Source organism: Stenotrophomonas sp. 57 (genome assembly GCF_030291075.1).
GTDB lineage: Bacteria > Pseudomonadota > Gammaproteobacteria > Xanthomonadales > Xanthomonadaceae > Stenotrophomonas.
The window spans coordinates 792,848-815,944 of record NZ_CP127407.1 but is presented as its reverse complement, the minus strand read 5'-3'; the positions used below and the strand labels follow the sequence as shown (position 1 = coordinate 815,944).

24 protein-coding genes are annotated in these 23,097 nt (G+C 67.9%); 16 read left to right on the top strand and 8 right to left on the bottom strand.

The features are described 5' to 3' along the window. Nucleotides 1-162: 162 nt before the first annotated feature. From QP512_RS03600 to QP512_RS03585, 4 genes are read left to right on the top strand one after another with little or no spacing between them, the layout of a single operon-like run. Nucleotides 163-744 (top strand): nitroreductase, encoded by a 582-nt coding sequence (locus QP512_RS03600; protein WP_286071025.1) that lies wholly within the window; start codon nt 163-165, stop codon nt 742-744. Continuing rightward, a complete protein-coding gene (locus tag QP512_RS03595) occupies nt 741-1,676 on the top strand; it encodes a 5'-3' exonuclease H3TH domain-containing protein (RefSeq protein ID WP_286071024.1) in 936 nt (311 codons plus the stop codon). The genes QP512_RS03600 and QP512_RS03595 overlap by 4 nt, the downstream gene beginning before the upstream one ends. Continuing rightward, the gene (locus QP512_RS03590) at nt 1,673-2,227 is read left to right on the top strand and encodes an NUDIX hydrolase (RefSeq protein ID WP_286071023.1); all 555 of its coding nucleotides are present in this window, start codon (nt 1,673-1,675) and stop codon (nt 2,225-2,227) included. Before QP512_RS03595 ends, QP512_RS03590 begins: the two co-directional genes overlap by 4 nt. Next, complete coding sequence (locus QP512_RS03585; protein ID WP_286071022.1) at nt 2,220-3,017, top strand: N-formylglutamate amidohydrolase; 798 nt, start codon at nt 2,220-2,222, stop codon at nt 3,015-3,017. Before QP512_RS03590 ends, QP512_RS03585 begins: the two co-directional genes overlap by 8 nt. A 32-nt stretch (nt 3,018-3,049) precedes the next feature. Here QP512_RS03585 and QP512_RS03580 read toward each other — a convergent pair whose 3' ends face one another. Both QP512_RS03580 and QP512_RS03575 read right to left on the bottom strand, forming a co-directional pair. Then, nucleotides 3,050-3,721: a hypothetical protein gene (locus QP512_RS03580; protein ID WP_286071021.1), complete on the bottom strand. Its 672-nt coding sequence runs from the start codon at nt 3,719-3,721 to the stop codon at nt 3,050-3,052. Further along, a complete protein-coding gene (locus tag QP512_RS03575) occupies nt 3,718-5,136 on the bottom strand; it encodes an MFS transporter (RefSeq protein WP_286071020.1) in 1,419 nt (472 codons plus the stop codon). The genes QP512_RS03580 and QP512_RS03575 overlap by 4 nt, the downstream gene beginning before the upstream one ends. A 106-nt stretch (nt 5,137-5,242) precedes the next feature. Here QP512_RS03575 and QP512_RS03570 point away from each other — a divergent pair, with 106 nt between their 5' ends. Further along, nucleotides 5,243-6,127 carry a LysR family transcriptional regulator gene (locus QP512_RS03570; RefSeq protein WP_286071986.1) on the top strand — a complete coding sequence of 295 codons (885 nt, stop codon included), beginning with the start codon at nt 5,243-5,245 and terminating at the stop codon, nt 6,125-6,127. Between the two features lie 99 nt (nt 6,128-6,226). Here QP512_RS03570 and pip read toward each other — a convergent pair whose 3' ends face one another. Further along, nucleotides 6,227-7,168, bottom strand: coding sequence for a prolyl aminopeptidase (gene pip / locus QP512_RS03565; protein WP_014646006.1), 942 nt, complete (start codon nt 7,166-7,168; stop codon nt 6,227-6,229). Nucleotides 7,169-7,216: 48 nt separating this feature from the next. Next, nucleotides 7,217-8,074 (bottom strand): peptide chain release factor N(5)-glutamine methyltransferase, encoded by an 858-nt coding sequence (gene prmC, locus QP512_RS03560; protein WP_286071019.1) that lies wholly within the window; start codon nt 8,072-8,074, stop codon nt 7,217-7,219. Between the two features lie 353 nt (nt 8,075-8,427). On the opposite strand from prmC, the gene ahpC reads away from it, so the two are divergent. From ahpC to QP512_RS03535, 5 genes are all read left to right on the top strand, one after another. After that, nucleotides 8,428-8,991, top strand: a complete 564-nt coding sequence (gene ahpC / locus QP512_RS03555; RefSeq protein WP_005408159.1) for an alkyl hydroperoxide reductase subunit C — start codon at nt 8,428-8,430, stop codon at nt 8,989-8,991. 225 nt (nt 8,992-9,216) lie between these two features. Then, nucleotides 9,217-10,809, top strand: coding sequence for an alkyl hydroperoxide reductase subunit F (gene ahpF, locus QP512_RS03550; RefSeq protein WP_286071018.1), 1,593 nt, complete (start codon nt 9,217-9,219; stop codon nt 10,807-10,809). 85 nt (nt 10,810-10,894) lie between these two features. After that, nucleotides 10,895-11,857, top strand: a complete 963-nt coding sequence (locus tag QP512_RS03545) for a LysR substrate-binding domain-containing protein (RefSeq protein ID WP_286071017.1) — start codon at nt 10,895-10,897, stop codon at nt 11,855-11,857. Between the two features lie 123 nt (nt 11,858-11,980). After that, nucleotides 11,981-12,385, top strand: coding sequence for a nucleoside diphosphate kinase regulator (gene rnk / locus QP512_RS03540; RefSeq protein WP_286071016.1), 405 nt, complete (start codon nt 11,981-11,983; stop codon nt 12,383-12,385). Between the two features lie 50 nt (nt 12,386-12,435). After that, the gene (locus QP512_RS03535) at nt 12,436-13,392 is read left to right on the top strand and encodes a transaldolase (RefSeq protein WP_286071015.1); all 957 of its coding nucleotides are present in this window, start codon (nt 12,436-12,438) and stop codon (nt 13,390-13,392) included. Nucleotides 13,393-14,127: 735 nt separating this feature from the next. On the opposite strand, the gene msrA is transcribed toward QP512_RS03535, so the two are convergent. Further along, complete coding sequence (gene msrA, locus QP512_RS03530; RefSeq protein WP_286071985.1) at nt 14,128-14,793, bottom strand: peptide-methionine (S)-S-oxide reductase MsrA; 666 nt, start codon at nt 14,791-14,793, stop codon at nt 14,128-14,130. A 30-nt stretch (nt 14,794-14,823) separates the two neighbouring features. Further along, a complete protein-coding gene (locus tag QP512_RS03525; protein ID WP_005408153.1) occupies nt 14,824-15,087 on the bottom strand; it encodes a DUF2007 domain-containing protein in 264 nt (87 codons plus the stop codon). Between the two features lie 157 nt (nt 15,088-15,244). On the opposite strand from QP512_RS03525, the gene QP512_RS03520 reads away from it, so the two are divergent. The 6 genes from QP512_RS03520 (at nt 15,245) to QP512_RS03495 (ending at nt 20,612) form a co-directional block, all read left to right on the top strand. Next, nucleotides 15,245-16,993 (top strand): glutamine--tRNA ligase/YqeY domain fusion protein, encoded by a 1,749-nt coding sequence (locus QP512_RS03520; RefSeq protein WP_286071014.1) that lies wholly within the window; start codon nt 15,245-15,247, stop codon nt 16,991-16,993. A 43-nt stretch (nt 16,994-17,036) separates the two neighbouring features. After that, nucleotides 17,037-17,690: a hypothetical protein gene (locus QP512_RS03515; protein WP_286071013.1), complete on the top strand. Its 654-nt coding sequence runs from the start codon at nt 17,037-17,039 to the stop codon at nt 17,688-17,690. A gap of 48 nt (nt 17,691-17,738) precedes the next feature. Next, complete coding sequence (locus QP512_RS03510) at nt 17,739-18,461, top strand: DUF6348 family protein (RefSeq protein WP_286071012.1); 723 nt, start codon at nt 17,739-17,741, stop codon at nt 18,459-18,461. Between the two features lie 97 nt (nt 18,462-18,558). Further along, the gene (locus tag QP512_RS03505; RefSeq protein WP_004154307.1) at nt 18,559-19,119 is read left to right on the top strand and encodes a nucleoside deaminase; all 561 of its coding nucleotides are present in this window, start codon (nt 18,559-18,561) and stop codon (nt 19,117-19,119) included. After that, a complete protein-coding gene (rlmM, locus tag QP512_RS03500; RefSeq protein WP_286071011.1) occupies nt 19,103-20,170 on the top strand; it encodes a 23S rRNA (cytidine(2498)-2'-O)-methyltransferase RlmM in 1,068 nt (355 codons plus the stop codon). Before QP512_RS03505 ends, rlmM begins: the two co-directional genes overlap by 17 nt. Before the next feature lie 49 nt (nt 20,171-20,219). Continuing rightward, nucleotides 20,220-20,612, top strand: a complete 393-nt coding sequence (locus tag QP512_RS03495) for an EF-hand domain-containing protein (RefSeq protein WP_286071010.1) — start codon at nt 20,220-20,222, stop codon at nt 20,610-20,612. A gap of 76 nt (nt 20,613-20,688) precedes the next feature. On the opposite strand, the gene QP512_RS03490 is transcribed toward QP512_RS03495, so the two are convergent. Both QP512_RS03490 and ubiH read right to left on the bottom strand, forming a co-directional pair. Next, nucleotides 20,689-21,870: a UbiH/UbiF family hydroxylase gene (locus tag QP512_RS03490; protein ID WP_286071009.1), complete on the bottom strand. Its 1,182-nt coding sequence runs from the start codon at nt 21,868-21,870 to the stop codon at nt 20,689-20,691. Beyond that, nucleotides 21,867-23,075 (bottom strand): 2-octaprenyl-6-methoxyphenyl hydroxylase, encoded by a 1,209-nt coding sequence (gene ubiH / locus QP512_RS03485; protein WP_286071008.1) that lies wholly within the window; start codon nt 23,073-23,075, stop codon nt 21,867-21,869. Before ubiH ends, QP512_RS03490 begins: the two co-directional genes overlap by 4 nt. Nucleotides 23,076-23,097: the final 22 nt, after the last annotated feature.

Genomic DNA, 23,097 nt, shown 5'->3' with positions numbered 1-23,097 from the left:
AAGCCGTGCAAGGCCTGCGAGGCGAGGGGAAGCGGCTGCCCGTTTCCCGCCAGTGGCATGACGTTCATCACAGTTTGATATTCAGAGGCCAGACGCGACACAGACGGCGTCTTTGACCACCCCGACTATAATCAAACCTCCGTGATGACTGGTTCAGACACCATGCCCGACCCCGCTGCCCTGCTCGCCCTGGATGCCCGCCGCTCCGTGCCTTCGCGGCAGCTGGCCGAGCCCGGCCCGGATCCGGCCACCCTGCAGCGGATGCTCGCCTCCGCAGTGCGTGTTCCCGACCACGGCAAGCGCGTACCGTTCCGCTTCCTGAAGATTGCCGGCGATGCACGTCACACTCTGGGCGACTTCCTGGCCCAGCGCAGCCGCCAGCGTGACCCGCAGGCCGGCGAGGCGGTGTTCGAGAAGGACCGCCAGCGCTTCAGCCATGCGCCGCTGGTGATCGTGGTGGTGGCCAGCCCGCGACCGGACCCGAAGGTGCCCGAACAGGAACAGCTGATGACCGCCGGCTGCGTCTGCTTCGCGCTGCTGCAGGCCGCTCAGGCCTTGGGCTTCGGCGCGCAGTGGCTGACCGCCTGGATGGCCTTCGATCCGGCCGTGCAGGCCTATCTGGGGCTGTCCGAGGGCGAAGGCATTGCCGGTTTCATCCATATCGGCACGCCGAAGGCCGCCGTCCCCGAACGCGAGCGCCCCGATCCGGCGGCCCTGCTGCGCGACTGGACGCCGCCGGCATGACCCTGCCGGCAGCGCCGCCCTCGCTGTACCTGGTCGACGCCAGCATCTACGTGTTCCGCGCCTGGCACTCGCTGCCGGACCAGTTCCAGGACGCGCAGGGCTGGCCGACCAACGCGGTGCACGGCTTCGCCCGCTTCCTGCTGGACCTGCTCGAGCGCGAGCGCCCGCGGCACATCGCCATTGCCTTCGACGAAGCGCTGGACAGCGGCTTCCGCCACCGACTGTATCCGGCCTACAAGGCCAACCGCGACCCGGCGCCGGAGGCGCTCAAGCGCCAGTTCGTGCACTGCAAGGCGCTGTGCGCGGCGTTGGGCCTGGCGGTGCTTGCGCACCACGAGTACGAGGCCGACGATCTGATCGGCAGCGCACTGCACGTGCATCGTGGCAGCCATCGCGGCGTGATCATCTCCGCCGACAAGGACCTCTCGCAGCTGCTGCTCGACCACGACGAACAGTGGGACTACGCACGCAACCAGCGCTGGGACGTGGCCGGGGTGAAGCCGCGACACGGCGTGCATGCGCACCAGATCGCCGATTACCTGGCGCTGTGTGGCGACGCGGTGGACAACATTCCCGGTGTCAGTGGCGTCGGCAGCAAGTCCGCTGCCGTGCTGCTGGCCCATTTCGGCAGCATGGACGTGCTGTACGAGCGACTGGATGAAGTGCCGTTCCTGCGCCTGCGTGGCGCCGCCCAGATGGCCGTGCGCCTGCGCGAGCAGCGCGAGCACGCCCTGCTCTGGCGCCAGCTGACCACCATCGCGCTGGACGCGCCGCTGGAAGGCAGCCAACCCGGCCTGCTGCGCCAGACCGCCGATCCCGAGCTGCTCGGCGGCCTGTGCCAGACCCTGCGCTTCGGCCCGATGACCCGCCGCCGGCTGTTCGATGCCGCTGGCGTGCCCGATATTCTTCCCACCCACAGCGAGCCCGCATGAGCCAGCGCAACACCGAAGCCCCGCGTGTCGTCTATGAAGGCAAGTACCAGCGCATGCTGGTGCGCGGCACCTGGGAATACAGCGAACGTACCCATGCCGGTGGCCTGGCCGCGATCATCATCGCCGTCACCCCCGAGGACAAGGTGCTGTTCGTCGAGCAGTTCCGCGTGCCGCTGCAGGCCCCCACCATCGAGATGCCGGCCGGCCTGGTCGGCGACATCCACGCCGGCGAGTCGATCGAAGTCTCGGCGGTGCGCGAGCTGGAGGAAGAAACCGGCTGGACCGCCGATCACGCTGAAGTGCTGATGATCGGCCCGACGTCCTCTGGCGCCAGCAGCGAGAAGATCGCCTTCGTGCGCGCCACCGGCCTGCGCCGTGTCGGCGAGGGCGGTGGTGATGACAGCGAAGACATCACCGTGCACGAGATTCCGCGCAGCGAAGCCGCAGCCTGGCTGGTGCAGAAGATGGGCGAAGGCTACGAGCTGGACGCCAAGCTCTGGGCCGGGCTGTGGATGATCGAGCACCACCTGGACGGACGCCCGCGTGGCTGACGCCGACCTGCACGCGCTGCCGGCCCTGCTCGGCGCAGACGACCCGGCGATCCACACGATCCACCGGCCGCAGGGCGCCTCGCCGTTCCTGCTGCTGGCCGACCATGCCGGCCAGCGGGTGCCGCGCGTCCTCGCAGGCCTGGGCTTGCCGCAGACCGAACTGGACCGCCATATCGGCTGGGACATCGGCATTGCCGGCACCACCCGTGCACTGGCCGAACGACTGGATGCCTGGGCGATCGAACAGACCTATTCGCGGCTGCTGATCGACTGCAACCGCCCGCTGGCCTCGCCAACGCTGATTCCGGAAGTGAGCGACCACACCGTGGTGCCAGCCAATGCCGGGCTGTCAGTGGCGCAGCGGCAGCAACGCATCGAGGCGATCCATGCGCCGTACCACGCGCGCATCGACGCCGAGCTTGATACACGCCGTGATGCCGGCCGCCCGACCCTGCTGGTGATGATGCACAGCTTCACACCGGTGATGAACGGCGTGCAGCGGCCGTGGCACGCCGGCGTGCTGTACCACCAGGACACGCGTTTTGCCCATGCCCTGCTGCAGGCGCTGCGCGACGAGGGCGACCTGGTGGTGGGTGACAACGAGCCGTATTCGGTCAGCAGCACCAGCGATTACGCGGTACCGGTGCACGGCGAAGGCCGTGGCCTGGTGCACGTGGAGCTGGAGATCCGCCAGGACCTGATCGCCGACGTGGCCGGGCAGCAGGCCTGGGCGGAGCGGCTGGCGCGGATTTTCAGCGCGCTGCAGCCGCAGTTGCTGGCGTTCGGTTGAACGTCATCCACGCCCTGCGTGGAGGGTGTTGCTCAAGGCAATGCGGGCGCGTCCATCCACGGGAACGGCTTGTAGCCACGCACCTGCAGCGTCGCGCCGATGTCGGCGAAGTCATCCTTGATCGCCTGCGCGCGGCGACGATCCAGCGCTTCACCCAGCAGCAGCGGTAACGCGCGGCAGCGCGCCAATGCATCGCTCACCGGAATCTCCAGCAGGCGCGCCACGCGTTGGGCCGCCGCTTTGACCTGCGCCTCCGGGCACGCGTTCAATGCCAGATCGAAGGACGCGAAGATGCCTGTCCCCACTCCCGCCTCGCGCGCAGCCGCCTGTTCCGCAGCTTCCGCTTCGCCCAGCACCTCGTCGATGCCTTCGACCTGCCGGAACGCGTCGTACTCGGCGTAGTACGCCAGCGCCTGCGCGTAGTCCCGCAACGAAGACAACGGGCGCTGCCGCTTCTGCACGTCGAGCACATCCGCAAACGTCGCAGGTTCCAGGAACGCGCCCAGGCCCAGCGCGCGTGCCTCAGCCGGGACCTCGCTGTCCTCATCGAAGGCGGCATCCTCATCGGGTGGCAACCAGAAGCGTGCCTGCAGCAGGTCGCCCTCGGTGGCGTGCACCCAACCGAAGGAGCCGTACACCTCATCATCATCGTTGCAGGCTGCGAAGGCATGCAGGGTCTGTTGCAGGTCCAGCAGTTCGATCATGCGTCGGTGCCCAGGCAGGTAGTGGCAGCCGAGTCTACCGGCGCCGGGCGCAGGCCCAGCGCGATGACCACGCCGAGCGCGGCGAACAGCGCGGCGCCGTACTGGGCATTGACCATGCCCTGCAGGGCATCGGCACTGGTTGCTGCCTGCGTGCCGCGCGCGGCGTTGGCCACCATCACCAGCACCGCCAGTCCCAGCGCGCCGCCGATCTGCTGGGCGGTGGCGGCCATGCCGGACGCGACACCCTGCTGCGGTCCCGGCACGCCCTGACCGGCCACGATCCACATCGCTGTCCAGCTCATGCCCTGGCCGACGCTGAGCACCACGATGCCCGGCAGCAGCGGCCAGTAACCAGCGCCATGCGGCATCGCCAGCGCCACCGCAGCGATGCCGATGGCACCGGCGGCGAAGCCCCAGGCCAGCACCTGCCGTGGTGAACGACGCCGCAGCATGCGCTCGGCAATACGGATGCCGAAGGTGCACACCAAGGTCGGCAGCAGGAAGGCCATGCCAGCCTGCAGCGGGCTCCAGCCATAGCCATCCTGGAAGTAGAGCGCCAGAAAGTAGTACTGCACGCCGTAGCTGCTCATGAAGGCGAAGGTCAGGCCGAGTGCCGCACGCAGGCCGGGCAGGCGCAGCAGCGCGAACTGCATCAGCGGGTCACGGCTGCGCTTCTCGATCTGCACGAACACGGTCAGCAGTACCGCTGAAAGCAGCAGGCAGAGCATCGTGGCCGGTGCCGCCCAGCCCCACTCCGGCCCCTGCACCAGGGTGGTGACCAGCAGGCTGCCGCCGGCGGTGACGGTGAGGCAGCCGGCCAGGTCGAATGAACGCCCCTGCACCCGTGGGCCATCGCCCGGCAACCACGCACCGGCAGCGACCGCACATGCGGTGGCCAGCGGCACGATCACCGCCAGCACCGCCGGCCAGCCGAACGCCTGGGTCAGCACGCCGCCGAGCAGCGTGCCCAGCGCCAGGCCGACCGCGCTGGCCATGCTCCAGATCGCCAGTGCGCGGTTGCGCACCGGGCCTTCGGCGTACAACGTGTTGATCAATGCCAGCGTGGCCGGGAACAGCAGCGCCGCACCGACGCCCTGTGCGGCACGCGCGATGATCAGCAGGATCGCATTCGGCGCCAGCGCACCAAGCAGCGAGGCCAGTGCGAACAGCAGCATGCCCAGCCGGTAGAAACGGCGGCGACCGATCAGATCGGCGGCGCGGCCACCCAGCAGCAGGCTGCCGCCGAAAGCGACGGTATAGGCGCTGACCACCCACTGCAGTTGCTGCGCGTTGATCTGCAGCGCGCGGCCCATGTCATGCAGGGCGACGAAGATGATGGTGGCGTCCAGCGCGATGATCAGCTGCGCGGTGGCCAACAGGGTCAGCGCCCAGCGTGGATAGTTGAGGGGAGGCATCGGTGGGTTGGAGCGATGGGGGGAGCGCAGTCTCATTGATGCGGACAATTCAATAAAGCCCTTGCCGCCCATATCTGTCATGATTTTTCGCATGAATGGAGCCTCGATGGACCTCAATGCGGTGCGCATGCTGGTGCAGGTGGCAGAAGCGCGCAGCTTCACGGTGGCCGCCGGCCAGCTCGGCCTGAGCCAATCCGGGCTGTCGCGCGCGATCGGCCGGCTGGAGGCGACGCTGGGGGTGAAGCTGCTGCAGCGGAACACCCGCAACGTGGCGCTGACCCCGGATGGCCGCCAGTTCGTCGAACAGGTGATGCCGCTGCTGGCTGGCCTCGACGATGCCGAGCGCCAGCTGGCCGACCGACCCTGCACGCCCTCGGGCACATTGAAGATCAGCGCGCCGTCGATGTTCGGGCGCAAGGTGCTGGTGCCGATGCTGGCGCCGCTGCTGCAGCAGCATCCGCAGTTGCAGGTGGAAGCGGTGCTGAGCGACCGCCTGGTCGATCTGGTCGAGGAAGGCTTCGATGCAGCGCTGCGCACCGGCGTGATTGCCGACCAGCGCATTGTTGCGCGGCCCTTGCGGCCGCTGCGCTGGGTGACCGTGGCCAGTCCGGACTACCTGGCCCGCTGCGGCGCGCCGGTCGATGTCGCCGCGCTGCGGGACCACGCCTGCCTGGCCGTGCGCAACCTGCGCAGTGGCCGCGTGGTCGACTGGCAGTTCCTGCAGGACGGCCAGTTGCGGGAAGTCACGCCGCCGACGCGGATGGTGTTCGACAGCGGTGATCCACTGGTGGAAGCGGCCATCGCCGGCATCGGTATCGTGCAGGTCATGGATTTCGCCGTGGCCGACGCGCTGGCCGATGGCCGGCTGCAGCGCGTGCTGCAGCCGTATGAAGGCCGCAGCCTTGCGTTGTCGTTGATCTATCCGCCCTCGCGGCAGCACTCGCCGAAGCTGCAGGTGCTGGCTGACGCGTTGCTGGCCGGTAACTGGTAGATCGGTGCATTCGGGCCGGGGTCAGATCCCTTTCCTCGGGAAAGGGATCTGACCCTGGCGTCGACCCTGGCGTCGCCGGCCAGCGGCCGGCACTCCCGATCAAGCAAAGCTATCGGTGGCGCGTACCAGTGCGTCCACGTTCTCGGCTTCGAACGCCGAGTGGCCCGAGGCCGGGGTGATTTCCAGCTTCGCCTTCGGCCACACCTTGGTCAGGTCCCAGGCGTTGGCCAGCGGGCAGACCACGTCGTAGCGACCGTGCACGATCACGCCCGGAATGTCGGCAATGCGGTGCGCGTCGCGCAGCAGCTGGTCTTCCACCTCGAAGAAGCCACCGTTGACGAAGTAGTGGTTCTCGATGCGGGCGAAGGCCAGCGCGAAGTGCGGGTCTTCGTGGCTGTTGATGAAGTCGTCATCGACGTGCAGGAAGCTGGTCGCGCCTTCCCACACCGCCCAGGCCTTGGCCGCTTCCAGGCGGGTGGTTTCGTCGTCGCTGGTCAGCCGGCGGTGGAAGGCCGAGATCAGGTCATGACGCTCCACCGACGGGATCGGCTTCAGGTAGTGCTCCCAGGCATCCGGGAACAGGCGGTTGGCACCTTCCTGATAGAACCATTCCAGTTCCCAGCGGCGCAGCATGAAGATGCCGCGCAGCACCAGCTCGGTCACGCGCTGCGGGTGGGTTTCTGCATAGGCCAGCGCCAGGGTCGAACCCCAGCTGCCGCCGAATACCTGCCAGCGATCCACCTTCAGGTGCTCGCGCAGCTTTTCGATATCGGCAACGAGGTCCCAGGTGGTGTTGTCCACCAGGTCCGCGTGCGGGGTGGAACGGCCGGCACCACGCTGGTCGAACAGGATGATGCGGTACTTCGACGGGTCGTGGAACTGGCGCATCTTGTCGCTGCAGCCGCCGCCCGGGCCACCGTGCAGCATCACCACCGGCTTGCCATCCGGGTTGCCGCACTGTTCGAAGTACAGCGTGTGGCGGTCATCGACCTTCAGGGTGCCGACGTCGTAGGGGGTGATGGCGGGGTACAGCGTACGCATGCTTGCAGCTCCAGGGTGATGCCCTGCCGGGGCAGGAGAACCTCCATTCTAGGCCGGACGCCGGCCCAGGGTGATGCGGTCGCGCTGCTCCAGGTCCTGCACGGTCTGCACGTCGGCAAAACCGGCGGCGTCGAACAGCGCGCGGATCGCCTCGCCCTGGTCCCAGCCATGCTCGATCAGCAACCAGCCACCGGGCAGCAGATGCGCCCGGCCGCCGTCGACGATGCGGCGGATGTCATCCAGCCCATCCAGGCCGGACGCCAGTGCGGTGGACGGCTCGAAGCGCAGGTCGCCCTGCTGCAGGTGCGGGTCATCGCTGGCGATGTACGGCGGGTTGCTGGCAATCAGGTCGAAACGCGCCCCCTGCAACGGCGCATACCAGTCGTGCCCGCCCTCGGCGAAACGGACGTTGCCCAGTTCATGACGGGCGGCATTGCGCGCGGCCACGGCCAGCGCGCCCGGGCTGGCATCGGTGGCCAGCACCTGCGCCTGCGGCCGTTCGCTGGCCAGCGCCAGCGCGATCGCGCCGCTGCCGGTGCCGAGGTCGGCCACCTGCAGGTCACGCTCCAGCGGCAGGCGCTCCAGCGCCAGCTCCACCAGCAACTCGGTTTCCGGGCGCGGGATGAGGGTGAAGGGGTCCACCTCCAGATCGAGGGTCCAGAAGCCGCGGCGGCCAGTCAGGTAAGCCACCGGCTCACCGGCCACGCGGCGGGCCAGCAACGCGTCGAAGGCAGCCTGTTCGGCATCAGCCAGCGGATCGGTGGCGTGCGCGAACAGCCAGCTGCGCGGGCGGTCCAGCACGTGCAGCAGCAGCAGTTCGGCCTCATGGCGGGCGTCGATGCCGCCCAGGCGGGCACTGGCGTCGGCCACGACCTGGCGTAGGGAGGATTCGGTTTTGACAGACATTCCGCAATTGTAGAGCCGAGCCCATGCTCGGCTGCTTCTGGGACAGCCGAGCGTGGGCTCGGCTCTACAGATCCGCAACCGAGCGTAGGCTCGGCTCTACAACGCCGGAATCCGTTCAGGTTCTGGCAAACGGAATAAGGACGGGCTATCGGCCGCGTTCACCTGCCGGGAAGAATTTTCCTTGTCATACAGGCAGTTGCAGGATGGAAGCAGCAAGGTTCAGTGCCGGCTCATGACCCCTTGATAGACTCTATCTATCAAATAGATGCAATCAATGGATTGTTCTTATCGCCAGCGAGTCGGTAACCTAGCTCCTGTCGATTCACCCACTCCCCTTCACCAGAGGAAAAACGATGTCCCTGATCAACACCCAGATCCAGCCGTTCGAAGCCAACGCTTATCACAATGGCGAGTTCATCAAGGTTTCCGATGCCAGCCTGAAGGGCCAGTGGTCCGTCCTGATCTTCATGCCGGCCGCCTTCACCTTCAACTGCCCGACCGAGATCGAAGACGCAGCTGACCATTACGCCGAGTTCAAGAAGGCTGGCGCCGAGGTCTACATCGTCACCACCGACACCCACTTCTCGCACAAGGTGTGGCACGAAACCTCGCCGGCCGTCGGCAAGGCCCAGTTCCCGCTGGTCGGCGACCCGACCCACCAGCTGACCAACGCCTTCGGCGTGCACATTCCGGAAGAAGGCCTGGCCCTGCGCGGCACCTTCATCATCAACCCGGAAGGCGTGATCAAGACCCTGGAGATCCACTCCAACGAGATCGCCCGTGACGTGTCCGAGACCCTGCGCAAGCTGAAGGCTGCCCAGTTCACCGCCGCCAACCCGAACCAGGTCTGCCCGGCCAAGTGGAAGGAAGGCGAGAAGACCCTGACCCCGTCGCTGGACCTGGTCGGCAAGATCTAACGCAGTACCGGCCTGCCGTGGCCCCACGTCACGGCGCGCCCTTCATCCCCGTGCCGGTCCCCCCGCCGGCGTGGGGGTGAACCCAAGACAGCCAACGCGCGCCAGCCTTGGCCAGCCAGCCCCTTCCACGGTCGCTGTCTTGGGTTCACCCCTACCCCCTGCTGGTCCGCTACCTTCTACAGCGGTGCCACGCCCCCTGTTTGCCTGAAGCCAGGAGATGACCCGATGTTGGACGCCAACCTGCAGTCGCAGCTGAAGACCTATCTGGAGCGCGTGACCCGCCCGATCCAGATCACCGCGCACGCCGACGATGGGGCCAAGTCGCAGGAAATGCTGGAACTGCTGCAGACCCTGGAAAGCCTGTCGGACAAGATCTCGCTGCAGGTGCTGCGCGACGGTCAGGGCCGCGTGCCCTCGTTCGACCTGGGCACCCCGGGCCAGGACATCCACCTGACCTTCGCCGGCCTGCCGATGGGCCACGAGTTCACCTCGCTGGTGCTGGCGCTGCTGCAGGTCGGCGGTCATCCGTCCAAGGCCACCGCCGAACTGATCGAGCAGGTGCAGAATCTGGAAGGTGAGTACCGGTTCGAAACCTATTTCTCGCTGTCCTGCCAGAACTGCCCGGACGTGGTGCAGGCGCTGAACCTGGCCGCAGTGCTCAACCCGCGCATCCAGCACGTGGCCATCGACGGTGCCCTGTTCCAGGACGAAGTCGAGAAGCGCGAGATCATGTCGGTGCCGACCGTGTACCTCAACGGTGAAGTCTTCGACCAGGGCCGCATGACCCTCGAGCAGATCGTGGCCAAGCTGGATACCAATGCCAGCAAGCGCGATGCCGAGAAGATCGCCGCCAAGGATGCCTTCGACGTGCTGGTGGTGGGCGGTGGCCCGGCCGGCGCTGCAGCGGCGATCTATGCCGCACGCAAGGGCATCCGCACCGGCATCGCCGCCGAGCGTTTCGGTGGCCAGGTACTGGACACCATGGCCATCGAGAACTTCATTTCGGTGAAGGAGACCGAGGGCCCGAAGCTGGCCACGGCGCTGGAACAGCACGTGCGCGAGTACGAGGTGGACATCATGAACCTGCAGCGCGCCAGTGCGCTGGTGCCGGCCGGCGAAGACGGCCTGGTGCAGGTGCAGCTGGAGAACGGCGCGGTACTGAAGTCGCGCTCGGTGATCCTGTCCACCGGCGCGCGCTGGCGGCAGATGAACGTGCCGGGCGAAGACCAGTACCGCAACAAGGGCGTGGCCTACTGCCCGCACTGCGATGGCCCGCTGTTCAAGGGCAAGCGCGTGGCAGTCATCGGCGGCGGCAACTCCGGCGTGGAAGCGGCCATCGATCTGGCGGGCATCGTGTCGCATGTGACCCTGCTGGAATTCGATTCCAGCCTGCGCGCCGATGAAGTGCTGCAGAAGAAGCTGCGCAGCCTGGGCAACGTCACCGTGCTGACCAGTGCGCAGACCACCGAGGTACTGGGCGATGGCAGCAAGGTCACCGGCCTGGTCTACAAGGACCGCGTCGGTGGCGATGCCCACCGCGTCGAGCTGGAAGGCATTTTCGTGCAGATCGGCCTGCTGCCCAACACCGAATGGCTGAAGGACACCGTGGCGCTGTCGCCGCGTGGCGAGATCGTCATCGACGACCGCGGCCAGACCAGCCTGCCGGGCGTTTTTGCCGCCGGCGATTGCACGACGGTGCCCTACAAGCAGATCATCATCGCCATGGGCGCCGGCTCGACCGCCGCACTGAGCGCGTTCGACCACCTGATCCGCTCGTCGGTAAGCAACAGCAGCGGTGCCGTTGCTGAAGCGGCCTGATCCACCGTTCCCAGATCACCGGGAACCTTGTCTGCCTGTCGGGTAACCACGCCGTCAGCCGGTCCGTTACCCCTGGGGTGTAAGGATGAACCTACGTGATCTGAAGTACCTGGTAGCCCTGGCCGACCACAAGCATTTCGGTCGGGCTGCCGCCTCCTGCTTCGTCAGCCAGCCCACGCTGTCCACGCAGATCCGCAAGCTGGAAGAAGAGCTGGGCCTGCCGCTGGTGGAACGCGCGCCGCGCAAGGTGATGCTGACCCCGGCCGGGCAGGAAGCAGCCGCGCGGGCACGGGTGATCGTGTCCGAAGTGGAACAGCTGAAGGAAGCGGCACGGCGCAGCCGCGATCCGGAAGCCGGTACGGTGCGCCTGGGGATCTTCCCGACCCTGGGCCCCTACCTGCTGCCGCATGTGATCCCGCGCATCCGCGAGCGTTTCCCGGAGCTGGAACTGCTGCTGGTCGAGGAAAAGAGCGATGTGCTGCTGGACCGCCTGCGCGAAGGCAAGCTCGATGCTGCGCTGCTGGCCCTGCCGGTGATCGACGATCAGCTGCACGCCGAGTTCCTGTTCGAGGAGCCATTCCTGCTGGCGGTGTCCGGGCGCCACCCGCTGGCCCGTCGCGAACACCTGGACGTGCAGGAACTGGCCACGCAGAAGCTGCTGCTGCTGGAAGACGGGCATTGCCTGCGCGACCAGGCGCTGGAAGTCTGCCGCCTGTTCGGCGCCAACGAGAAGTCCGAGTTCCGCGCCACCAGCCTGGAAACCCTGCGCCAGATGGTCGCCGCCGACGTCGGCATCACCCTGCTGCCCAGCCTCTCCGTGCAGCCGCCAGTGCCGCGCTCGAACAACATCCGCCTGCTTGATTTCACCGGCGAAGGCCGTCCCAGCCGGCGTATCGCCATGATCTGGCGCCGCAGTTCGGCCATGAACGAGTTCCTGATGGAGCTGGCCGACCAGTTCAAGCGCCTGCCGCAGGCGCTGTTCACGCTCGATGCGCTCACTGCCACCGACGAGGCTGCGGCCCTGCCCGGCCCTGCGCTGAACCGCTGAGCCCCCGCAGCACCGGCCCGGAATCGGCAGGAGTCGATTCCGGCCGCATTTGTCCCCACAATACAGACAGGCGGCGCCAGCAGGCGCCGCCTTTTGCATGGCTTTCAACCAAGGAGCTTCACCATGAACACCGCCAGCGGCCTGCCGCCGTCGATCACCGTTTCTACCTTCGACATGGACCGCCTGGACGCCATGCTCGAATCCCCTGCGCTGAGCCAGACGCCTGCCGCGCTCGCGCTTGCTGAAGAACTCAACCGGGCCACCGTGCTGGCACCGGACCAGATTCCCGAAGGCATCGTCATGATGCATTCGCGCGTGGAGTGCGAAGATGAGGTGTCGGGCGAAACGCATGTCCTGACCCTGGTCTTCCCCCGTGAAGCCAACGTCGACGAAGGCAAGGTCTCCGTGCTGGCTCCGGTCGGCAGTGCCCTGCTCGGCCTGGCCGTTGGCCAGAGCATCGACTGGAATGCGCCCGGCGGCCGCAAGCTGCGCCTGCGCGTGACCGCGGTCCACAACGACCGTCCCTGATTACCGCTGCGCACCGCGCGCGATTCGATCCCCCTGCACCAGGAGCCGTAATGAGTACCCCGTCCAAACTGTCCCAGCTGCGCGAACTGTCCGTGGTCGTTGCCGATACCGGTGACTACGAGGCGATCAAGCGCCTGCAGCCGGTGGACTGCACCACCAACCCGACCCTGGTGAAGAAGGCGCTGGACCTGCCGGTCTATGCCGAGCTGATCGAACGCGAACTGGCCTGGGGCCGGCAGCAGACCGGAGACCGCGAAGCCGTGGTGCACGCCGTGGCCGACCGCCTCACCATCGGCGTCGGCGCGCTGCTGAGCACGCTGGTGCCGGGCCGCGTGTCCACCGAAGTGGATGCCGACCAGGCCCACGACACCGCCGCCACCGTGGCCAAGGCCCGCCAGTTCATCCAGATGTACGCCGATGCCGGCGTGCCGCGCGAAAAGATCCTGATCAAGATCGCCGCCACCTGGGAAGGCGTGGAAGCCGCGCGCATCCTGCAGGCCGAGGGCATCGACTGCAACCTGACCCTGATCTTCAACCCGACCCAGGCGCTTGCCTGCAGCGAAGCCGGCGCGTTCCTGATCTCGCCGTTCGTCGGCCGCATCCTGGACTGGTACGTGGCCAACGGCCAGACCCCGGCCAGCATCGACGAAGACCCGGGCGTGAAGTTCGTGCGTGGCGTGTATGCCGAATTCAAGCGTCGCGGTTCGCCGACGGTGGTGATGGGCGCCTCGTTCCGTTCGACCGCGCAGATCGAAGCGCTGGCCGGTTGCGATCGCCTGACGATTTCGCCGGACCTGCTGGAGAAGCTGGACGCCGACCATGGCGAGCTGCCGCGCAAGCTGGTGGCCGGTGCCGCCGATGGCGTGGCGGTGACCCCGATCGACGCAGCGAAGTTCGCGGCGGACCTGGCGGCCGATCCGATGGCGACCGAGAAGCTGGCGACGGGTATCGATGCGTTTGCCAAGGATCTGGAAGCACTGCGCGAGCGGATCCGCGCGGCACTGTGATTCCGGCCAACGGCTGAGCCCCTCGTGGCGGGCTGCTCGGTTCGGTAGAGTCGACTGTTAGTCGACTTGTATCGCGCTGGGTCGGGCGGGTTGGGTTCGCGGGGGACGCCGTGAACCCGTCCATGGGGGCTTGGCCGCGGCATCCATGCCGCGGACACCCCCACGAACCCAACCCGCCCGCCCTCTGACAGTTTCCTGCGGCCGCCCGCCACGGAAGAAAGAAAGAAGAGCAACAGCGGGTCGCGCGCTTCGCTTGCTCGGAGCCGAGCATGGCTCGGCTCTACAAGGGCAATGCAGAACCAAAGAAAAAGGACGCGGCGAACGCCGCGTCCTTTTTCTTTCCCATCAGTTCGTCAGTAACCCAATGCTCTTTCCCACCGTCACCGGGAAACTGTCGGGGGGTGGGGCGGTGTGGGTTGGCAGGACCGTTGGCGCCATGGGCCCGAGGCATGCCTCGGGCGGGTTGGGCAGGACGCCCAACCCCGGTCTTGCCGTGTGCGCAGGACAGCGCACACGAGCAAGGCGCCATCGAGCCCCCAGGGGTGAGGGCGCTTTGCTCGCGAAGCACTGCTTCGCAAGCGCCCGAACGCCCAGCCGCCAGCGGCTGGGCCGGACCGCGGAGCGGGGTTTACGGCGTGTCCTGCCAGCCGTCCCCGTCCCGCCAAACCATCAGCACCCCAGAGCCGCTTTGGATGTTGATGTTGACGTTGCCCGCCGCAGGCGGACCTCCACGCGTCAGCGCGGCGCCTCCACATCCAGCCCGATCGGGCAGCTCACGCCGGTGCCGCCAATGCCGCAGTAGCCGTTCGGGTTCTTCGCCAGGTACTGCTGGTGGTAATCCTCGGCGTAGTAGTACGCCGGCGCCGGGTACACGATCTCGGTGGTGATCGGGCCGTAACCGGCCGCATCCAGTTGGGCCTGGTAAGCCTCGCGGCTGGCCAGCGCGGCCTTGTACTGGGCCTCGTCGGTGGCGTGGATCGCCGAGCGGTACTGGGTGCCGGTGTCGTTGCCCTGGCGCATGCCCTGGGTCGGGTCGTGGCTCTCCCAGAACAATTGAAGCAGCCGCTCCAGGCTCACCACCGCCGGGTCGAACACCACCTGCACCACTTCGGTGTGGCCGGTCAGGCCCGAGCAGACCTCTTCATAGGTCGGGTTCGGGGTGATGCCGCCGGCATAGCCGACCGAGGTGCTGTACACGCCCGGTTCGGTCCAGAACTTGCGCTCGGCGCCCCAGAAGCAGCCCAGCGCAAAACGGATCTGCTGCAGGCCGGCGAAGCGGTCCTTCAGCGGATGGCTGTTCACGAAGTGCTGGTTGCTGTGCAGCGGCAGCGGTTGCTCGCGTCCCGGCAGCGCCTCTTCCGGGCGCGGCAGGCGCTGCTTGAAGGCGCCGATGCCGAGGATGCCCTGGCCAATTCCCAACATGATGCGCTCCTACGCCGGAAGGCCGGCTATGTCGTCTGCATCTGAAATGGGGGCGTCCGGCGCGTGGCCCAAGTCCAGCGCCGCCACGATGTCTTCGGCCTGCGGCCGCGCCGCGTCGGGGATACCCACCCGCAGCACGCCGAACAGCGGCAGCTCGCCCATGCCGCCCAGCAGCTGCTCGCCGAACACGAAGGCGGGGATGCCCGCGTCTTCCAGTGCGTGCTTCACAAGGTGGGCGTCGAACAGATTGTCGGCCTTGTACACGATGTGCATGGGCGGCTCCTTGAGTCAGGGGTCCAGCATACGCCCGGGGGCTGAATCGCGCCGCCGCGCTCGCCGGGCGTGGCCCGGCGCTACCGTTCCGGACCGGGCAGCCCTGGCCTGTACGCGCTAGACTGTTGGTCTTTCTGCCCTTTTTCGCCCCAGACTCATGTCCGAGCACACCCCCGCCAGCCCCGAGACCCCCGCCGACAGCCACGAAAAGCGCGATTTCATCCGCCAGATCGTGCGCGAGGACCTGGCCAGCGGAAAGCACCAGGCGATCAAGACCCGCTTCCCGCCCGAGCCGAACGGCTACCTGCACATCGGCCATGCCAAGTCGATCTGCCTGAACTTCGGCATCGCCGGTGAGTTCAGCGGCGTCTGCAACCTGCGTTTCGACGACACCAACCCGGCCAAGGAAGACCCGGAGTACGTGGCCGCGATCCAGGATGATGTGCGCTGGCTGGGCTTCAGCTGGAACGAGCTGCGCCACGCGTCGGACTACTTCCAGGCCTATTACCTGGCCGCCGAGAAGCTGATCGAACAGGGCAAGGCCTACGTCTGCGACCTGTCGGCCGAGGAAGTGCGCGCCTACCGCGGCACCCTGACCGAGCCGGGCCGTCCGTCGCCGTGGCGCGACCGCAGCGTCGAGGAAAACCTCGACCTGTTCCGCCGCATGCGCGCCGGTGAATTCCCGGATGGCGCGCGCACCCTGCGTGCGAAGATCGACATGGCCAGCGGCAACATCAACCTGCGCGATCCGGCGCTGTACCGCATCAAGCACGTCGAGCACCAGAACACCGGCAACGCGTGGCCGATCTACCCGATGTACGACTTCGCCCACGCACTGGGCGATTCCATCGAGGGCATCACCCACTCGCTGTGCACGCTGGAATTCGAAGACCACCGCCCGCTGTACGACTGGTGCGTGGACAACGTCGATTTCGCCCATGACGACGCGCTGACCCAGCCGCTGGTCGACGCCGGCCTGCCGCGCGAAGCGGCCAAGCCGCGCCAGATCGAGTTCTCGCGCCTGAACATCAACTACACGGTGATGAGCAAGCGCAAGCTGATGGCGCTGGTCACCGAACAGCTGGTGGACGGCTGGGAAGATCCGCGCATGCCGACCCTGCAGGGCCTGCGTCGCCGCGGCTACACCCCGGCGGCGATGCGCCTGTTCGCCGAGCGCGTGGGCATCAGCAAGCAGAATTCGCTGATCGACTTCAGCGTGCTGGAAGGCGCGCTGCGCGAAGACCTGGACAGCGCCGCACCGCGCCGCATGGCGGTGGTCGATCCGGTCAAGCTGGTGCTGACCAACCTGCCGGAAGGCCACGAAGAACAGCTGACCTTCAGCAACCACCCGAAGGACGAGAGCTTCGGCAGCCGCGAAGTGCCGTTCGCACGCGAAGTGTGGATCGACCGCGAGGACTTCGCCGAAGTGCCGCCGAAGGGCTGGAAGCGCCTGGTCCCGGGTGGCGAAGTGCGCCTGCGCGGCGCCGGCATCATCCGCTGCGATGAAGTGATCAAGGATGCCGACGGCACCATCACCGAGCTGCGCGGCTGGCTGGATCCGGAATCGCGTCCGGGCATGGAAGGCGCCAACCGCAAGGTCAAGGGCACCATCCACTGGGTCAGCGCCGTGCACGGCGTGCCGGCCGAGATCCGCCTGTACGACCGCCTGTTCTCGGTGCCGAACCCGGACGACGAATCGGAAGGCAAGACCTACCGTGATTGCCTCAATCCGGAATCGCGCCGCACCGTCACCGGTTATGTCGAGCCGGCCGCAGCCAGCGCCGCCCCGGAGCAGTCGTTCCAGTTCGAGCGTACCGGCTACTTCGTTGCCGACCGCCGCGACCACACCGAGGCCAAGCCGGTGTTCAACCGCAGCGTGACCCTGCGCGACACCTGGTCGGCCTGAGGATCTGCGCGGGCGCCGGCATGGCGCCCGCACGACCGCGACGATGATCACCGCCCCGTCCGCCCTGCTCTGGTTCATCTCGCAGCATCCGCTGCTGACGTTCTTTGCAGCAATGGTGCTGGCCGGGCTGGTCTCATGGTGGCGGCGTTCGCCGGTCTACGCCATCGTGGTGTTTCCGCTGGCGATGCTCAACATCTTCCTCGGCAGCTTCCTCAACGCCACCTTCCTCAATGCGGTGGGCGAGCGCGGTGAAGCGGTGATCGTCAAGGCCGAGGAAACCAATTCCACGCTCAACGAACAGTACATCTGGCGTTACGAAGCGGTATTGCGCACCGCCGAGGGTCGCGACGTGGAGGTGGTGTTCCATACCAACACCGCCTCGCTGTGGCCGCTGGAGAACGCGATCCGCATCCCGGCGCGCGACCAGCCGTTCGTGGTGAAGTACACCCCGGGCTTTCCGCGCAACTTCGTCATCCTCACCAACGAATCACCGCACGGCATCGCCCAGGCCCGTGCCAGCGCGCGCGAGCGGGTGGAGGTGGCGGCGCGCAAGCTGCACTTCAGCCCGGGCAACGCCGACTTCCGTGCGGACTATCGCCGTGAACTGGATACCTGGCTGCGTGATCATGGCAACGATCCGCAGCAGCAGTCCGACGCACTGCGATATCGCGCAGAACGCGAAGCGCTCGATCACTAGCACCAGGCCCGGCCTGGATGCTCCACCCGATCCATCCACAGGCCTGACATGACCACGACGTCCACCGCCCTCCTCCCGCTGCTGCAGCAGGTCCTGCAGGACGCCGGCATCGCCAGCCGCGTCGACGGCGGCGCGCTGCTGCTGGACAGCGGCCTGCGCCTGACCCCGCACGCGATGGCGGCACACGCGCGCGACAACGGTGGCTGGCAGACCTCCACGGTCATCGAGGTGCAGCACACCACTCTGTTCGCCGATGGCCTGTTCGAGTACCAGCACGCCAACGGTGCCGATGAGCAGGCGTCGCTGCAGTCCGGCTTCCAGACCTGGGTGCGGGTGGACCTGGCGACCCTGCAGACCGCGATCGGCGCCGAAGATGCCCAGGGCCTGCCGATGATGGGCCTGACCTATCCGGCCAGCGACGACGGCGAGGAACACGAACGCACCGTGGTGCTGGGGCCGCTGGCGCACTACCGCGCGCAGGAGGTGGATCCCTCCACCGGCAGCGAGGACGACCACGGTTCCTGCCCCTGCTGTCTGTTCACCAGGAGCATGGATGCCTTCGACGACCTGCTGAAGGCGCGCCAGTTCCTCGCCATCCGCCTGTTCGCCTCGCGCGATGCCGACGGCCTGTGCGAGGCCGATTGCCGGGTCAATGGCCACGACTTTGCCGCCGCCCTGCCCCTGCTGCGCGCCTACGCGGCCAGCTGGCCGCAGGCCGGGCTGGAATTCCGCAAGCAGTACGTGGTGATCCGCACCGGCTCACCCGGCTGACCCGCGCCCACACCCGATACAGGCCGGTGCGGCTACACTGCGCGCCGGTTTCCCCAAGCAACCGCACTTTTCCCATCCCACACGAGGCACCCCCGCGATGCTGTACGCGCAAGTCCACCTGACCCTTCCCGCCTGGATCCACGACCAGATCGACCTGGATCGTCGATATCCGGGCGATGAGGCCAAGGTCGCGCTGGCGATCGAGCTGTCGCGACTGAACGTCGAGCACGCCAGTGGCGGTCCGTTCGGCGCCGTGGTGTTCGGCCCGGACGACAAGGTGATCGCTGCCGGCGTGAACCGGGTGATGCCGCACGCGACCTCGCTGGCGCACGCCGAGAACATGGCCTACATGCTGGCCCAGCAACGCCTGCAGACGCCGCGCCTGAACGCGGTGCTGTCGCCGGTCACCCTCGCCACCAGTTCGCAGCCATGCTGCCAGTGCTACGGCGCCACCGTGTGGGCCGGCATCGACCGCCTGTTGATCGGCGCCAACTCGGCCGACGTCGAGGAACTGACTCCGTTCGACGAAGGCCCGCTGCCGGCGGACTGGGTCGGCGAGCTCAACAAGCGCGGCATCGAAGTCGTGCAGGGCCTGAACCGCGACGCCGCGCGCAGCGTGCTGCGTGCCTATGGGGAAAGCGATGGCGCCCGTTACTGAAACCGGCATCGGCCTGCTGTGCCTGTGCCGGCAGGGATTCGAGCCCGAGCTGGCCGGCGAGCTGCAGTTCCGCGCCGGTGAAGCCGGTTTCGCCGGCTACGCGCGCACCCAGCGCAATGATGGCTACGTGCTGTTCATGTGCGACGAAGCCGCCGCGCTGGCGCCGCGCCTGCGCTGGCGCGAGCTGATCTTCGCGCGGCAGAAGCTGGTGGTGCTGGCCGAACTGCCGCAGCTGGACCCGGCCGACCGCATCACCCCGATGCTGGAGGTGCTGGCCGATGCGCCGCGCTTCGGCGACCTGTGGGTGGAGCACCCGGATTCGGATGCCGGCAAGCCGTTGTCCGGGCTCGCCCGCGCCTTCGGCAATGCGCTGCGCCCGGCGCTGCGCAAGGCCGGCACGCTGACCGACAAGCCGAACACCCGCCTGCCGCGCCTGCACGTGGTATTCGTCGACGGCACCCACGCCTTTGTCTGCGTGGCCGACCCGGCCGACAGCGCACCATGGGCACTGGGCATCCCGCGCCTGAAGCTGCTGCCCGAAGCGCCTTCGCGTTCGGCGCTGAAGCTGGACGAAGCGTTGCTGACCCTTCTGACGCCGGAAGAACGTGAGGCGCTGGCCAAACCCGGCATGCGCGCGGCTGACCTCGGCGCCGCACCGGGCGGCTGGACCTGGGTACTGACGCGCCAGCACATGCACGTGCTGAGCATCGATAACGGCCCGTTGCGCCAGCACGTGCTGGACACTGGACTGGTCGAGCACCTGCGCGCCGATGGCTTTCACTGGCATCCGGAACAACCGCTGGACTGGATGGTCTGCGACATGGTCGAGCAGCCGCGCCGCGTCGCCGAACGCATGGCCACCTGGTTCCGCGAAGGCTGGTGCCGGCACGCGATCTTCAACCTGAAGCTGCCGATGAAGAAGCGCTGGGATGAAACCCGGCTGTGCCTGGACCTGTTCCAGGACCAGGCCGGCAAGCCACTGGTGGTGCGCGCCAAGCAGCTCTATCACGATCGTGAAGAGATCACCGTACTGGCTTCGCAGCTGCGCTGATGCGCGATGTCCGCCGGGCATGGCCCGGCGCTACCGGGAACAAGACTGCATGCACTTTCGACTGATTCCACTCCTGCTGGCCCTGCTGCCGGCGGCTGCGTCGGCGCAGGTGGCCCTACCCCAACCGGCACAGAGCGCACCGCTGCGCGATGACAGCGGCGTGGTCCGCCAGCAGTCACTGGCCAGTGGCCGGGTGACCGGCAGCGTCGACATCGCCGTGCCGCTGGGCGAAACGCCGGTGACGGTGCGCTCGGTCAGCCCGGCCAGCGTGGTCGGGCAGTACCGCATCCACTTCGCTGCGCTAGACGTGGACGGCGATGGTTTCATCAGCCGCGACGAGGCACAGGCCAACCCAGCGCTGGGCGATGAGTTCACCTCGCTGGACGAGAAGCATCGCGGCAAGCTGGACCGCACCGACCTGGCCGGCTGGCTGATCGACTGATCCGAGTCACGCGTGCCAACCAAGGTTGGCGACTACCGCGCTACGCGCTCGCCGGGCAGGGCCCGGCGCTACCCGCTCAGACGCCGGCGGCGCGCTTCCAGAACGCCTGCACCAGCGGCGGCCATTTGCCGACACAGCCCAGCGCGCGTCCACGGGCCAGGGTCAGGTGCATTTCGTCGTTGGAGAACAGGCGGTTGATCGCGTCGAAGCTGTAGGCGGCGATCTGGTTGTCACTGCGCCGTTCGCGCGCCCAGCGTTGCAGGCGCTGCGGCGACAGGCGTGGCTGCCCGCGGCGTTCGGCCGACGGCGCCAGCCACTGCTGCAGGGCGGCGACATCGCGCAGGCCAAGGTTCACGCCCTGCCCGGCCAGCGGATGCACCACATGTGCAGCATCGCCCAGCGCCAGCACGCGGCCGGCGACGTAATGACGGGCGAGCTGGCGCCGCAGCGGGAAGGCCGCACGCGGTGACGCCAGCCGCAGCTCACCCAGGCGCGCCGCGAAGGCGCGGGTCAGTTCGCGGTTGAACGCCTCTTCGTCCAACGCCAGCACGCGAGCCGCTTCGTTTTCGGGCAGGGTCCAGACGATCGAACTGCGGCGCTCGGCCACCGGCAGCAACGCCAGCGGTCCGGTCGGCAGGAAGCGCTGCCAGGCCGTGGCCTGGTTCGGCAGCTCACTGTCCACATAGGCCACCACGCCACGCTGGTGGTAGTCATGGTGCTCGACCTCGATCCCGGCCAGCTGGCGCAGGGTCGATTCGGCGCCGTCGGCGGCCACGGCCAGCGCCGCTTCCAGGCGGCGCCCGTCATCCAGCCGCAGGCGCACGCCGTCCTCGTCCTGCTCCAGCGCTTCCACCCGTGCGGGGCAATGCAGCTGCACGCCCGCCGCCGGCAGCGCCGACCACAGGCGATCCTGCAGCAGGCCGTTCTCGACGATGTAGCCCAGCTCACGCCGACCGAAGCGGTCAGCGTCGAACAACAGATCCTCGCCACCGGCCGCATCCCACACCTGCATGCGCCGGTAGGGCCACGCGCGGGCCTGCGCGATGGCCGGCCACACCCCCAGGCGGTTCAACAGCTGCACGTTGTCGGCGGCAAAGGCGAACACCCGCAGGTCTGGCTGCGCGGCCTGCCACGGTGCCGGTTCACGGCCCTCCACCAGCGCAACCGACAAGCCGGCATCGGCCAGCGCCAGCGCACAGGCGGCACCGACCACGCCGCCACCAACAATGGCCACGTCCAGGCGCGTGCGCCGGCTCATGCAGCTTCTCCACGGCATAGGCGCGGCACTTCACCGCGGAAGCCCATCGCACCACCCACCAGCATCGACTGCACCGAGGTGCGTTGTGCGGCCACCAGGCCGAGGCTGCGCAGCGGCCGCATCAGCGGTGCCGGATTGCTGGTCAGGCGTGCCAGGCCACCCGAGAACGCCACCGTCTGCCGTCGGTCTTCCTCGCGGCGCGCGACATAGGCCTGCAGCAGCGCATCGCTGCCGGCATCCTCATGTGCATCCTCCAGCAACTCGGCCAGGGTCAGCGCATCGCGCAGGCCCAGGTTGAAGCCCTGCGCACCCAGCGGATGGATGGTCTGCGCGGCATTGCCGAGCAGCACTGTGCGTTCACCGGCCAGCGCGCGCGCCAGCACCTGGATGAGCGGGTAAGCGCTGCGCGGACCGGATTCAAGCAGGCGGCCGGCACGCCAGCCGATCGCATCCTGCAGCCGCTGCAGCCAGGCCGCGTCGTCCAGCGCCATCACCGCATCGGCCTGGTCGCGTGCCACGCCATGCACGACGCCGAAGTGGCGGTCACCCCGCGGCAGCAGCGCGGTCGGACCGGTATCGGTGAAGCGCTCCCAGGCCGTGCCGTCCGGCGCGCGCTGGCTGCGCACGCGGGCCACGAACAGGGTCTGCTGGAAATCATGGCGGTCGACCTCGATGCCCAGCGCATCGCGCACGCCGCTGTTCGTGCCATCGGCACCGACCACCAAGCGTGCCAGCAGCACGCGCTCGCCGGCCTCGTCGGCCACCCGTACCTGGCGGTAGCCGTCAACCACCTCGCCCAGCCCCAGGAACCGCATCGGGCGGTAACGGTGCAGCCGCGGCAGCTCCTGCAGGCGTGCCTCCAGCGCCTGGCCGAAGTCACGGGCGACCACCACCTGGCCGAACCACGGCCGGTCGTAATCGGCTGCTTCCAGCTGCACACGGCCGAAATCGCCGGCGCGGCTGACATGGATGCGGCGGATCGGGCCCGGCGCCATCGCCAGTTTCTGCATCACCCCCAGCGCGGTCAGCGCGTTGACGGTGGCGGCGGCGAAGCTGAGGTTGCGCTGGTCGAACACCGCCGGCAACTCGCCGGCCGGGCTTGCCTCGAGCAGGCCCACGTCGCGGCCGAGGCGGTCCAGGGCAATGGCCAGGCTGGCGCCGACCAGGCCACCACCGACGATCAGCACGTCATGTCGTTCACTCATGCGTTCATGATACGCGCTCGCC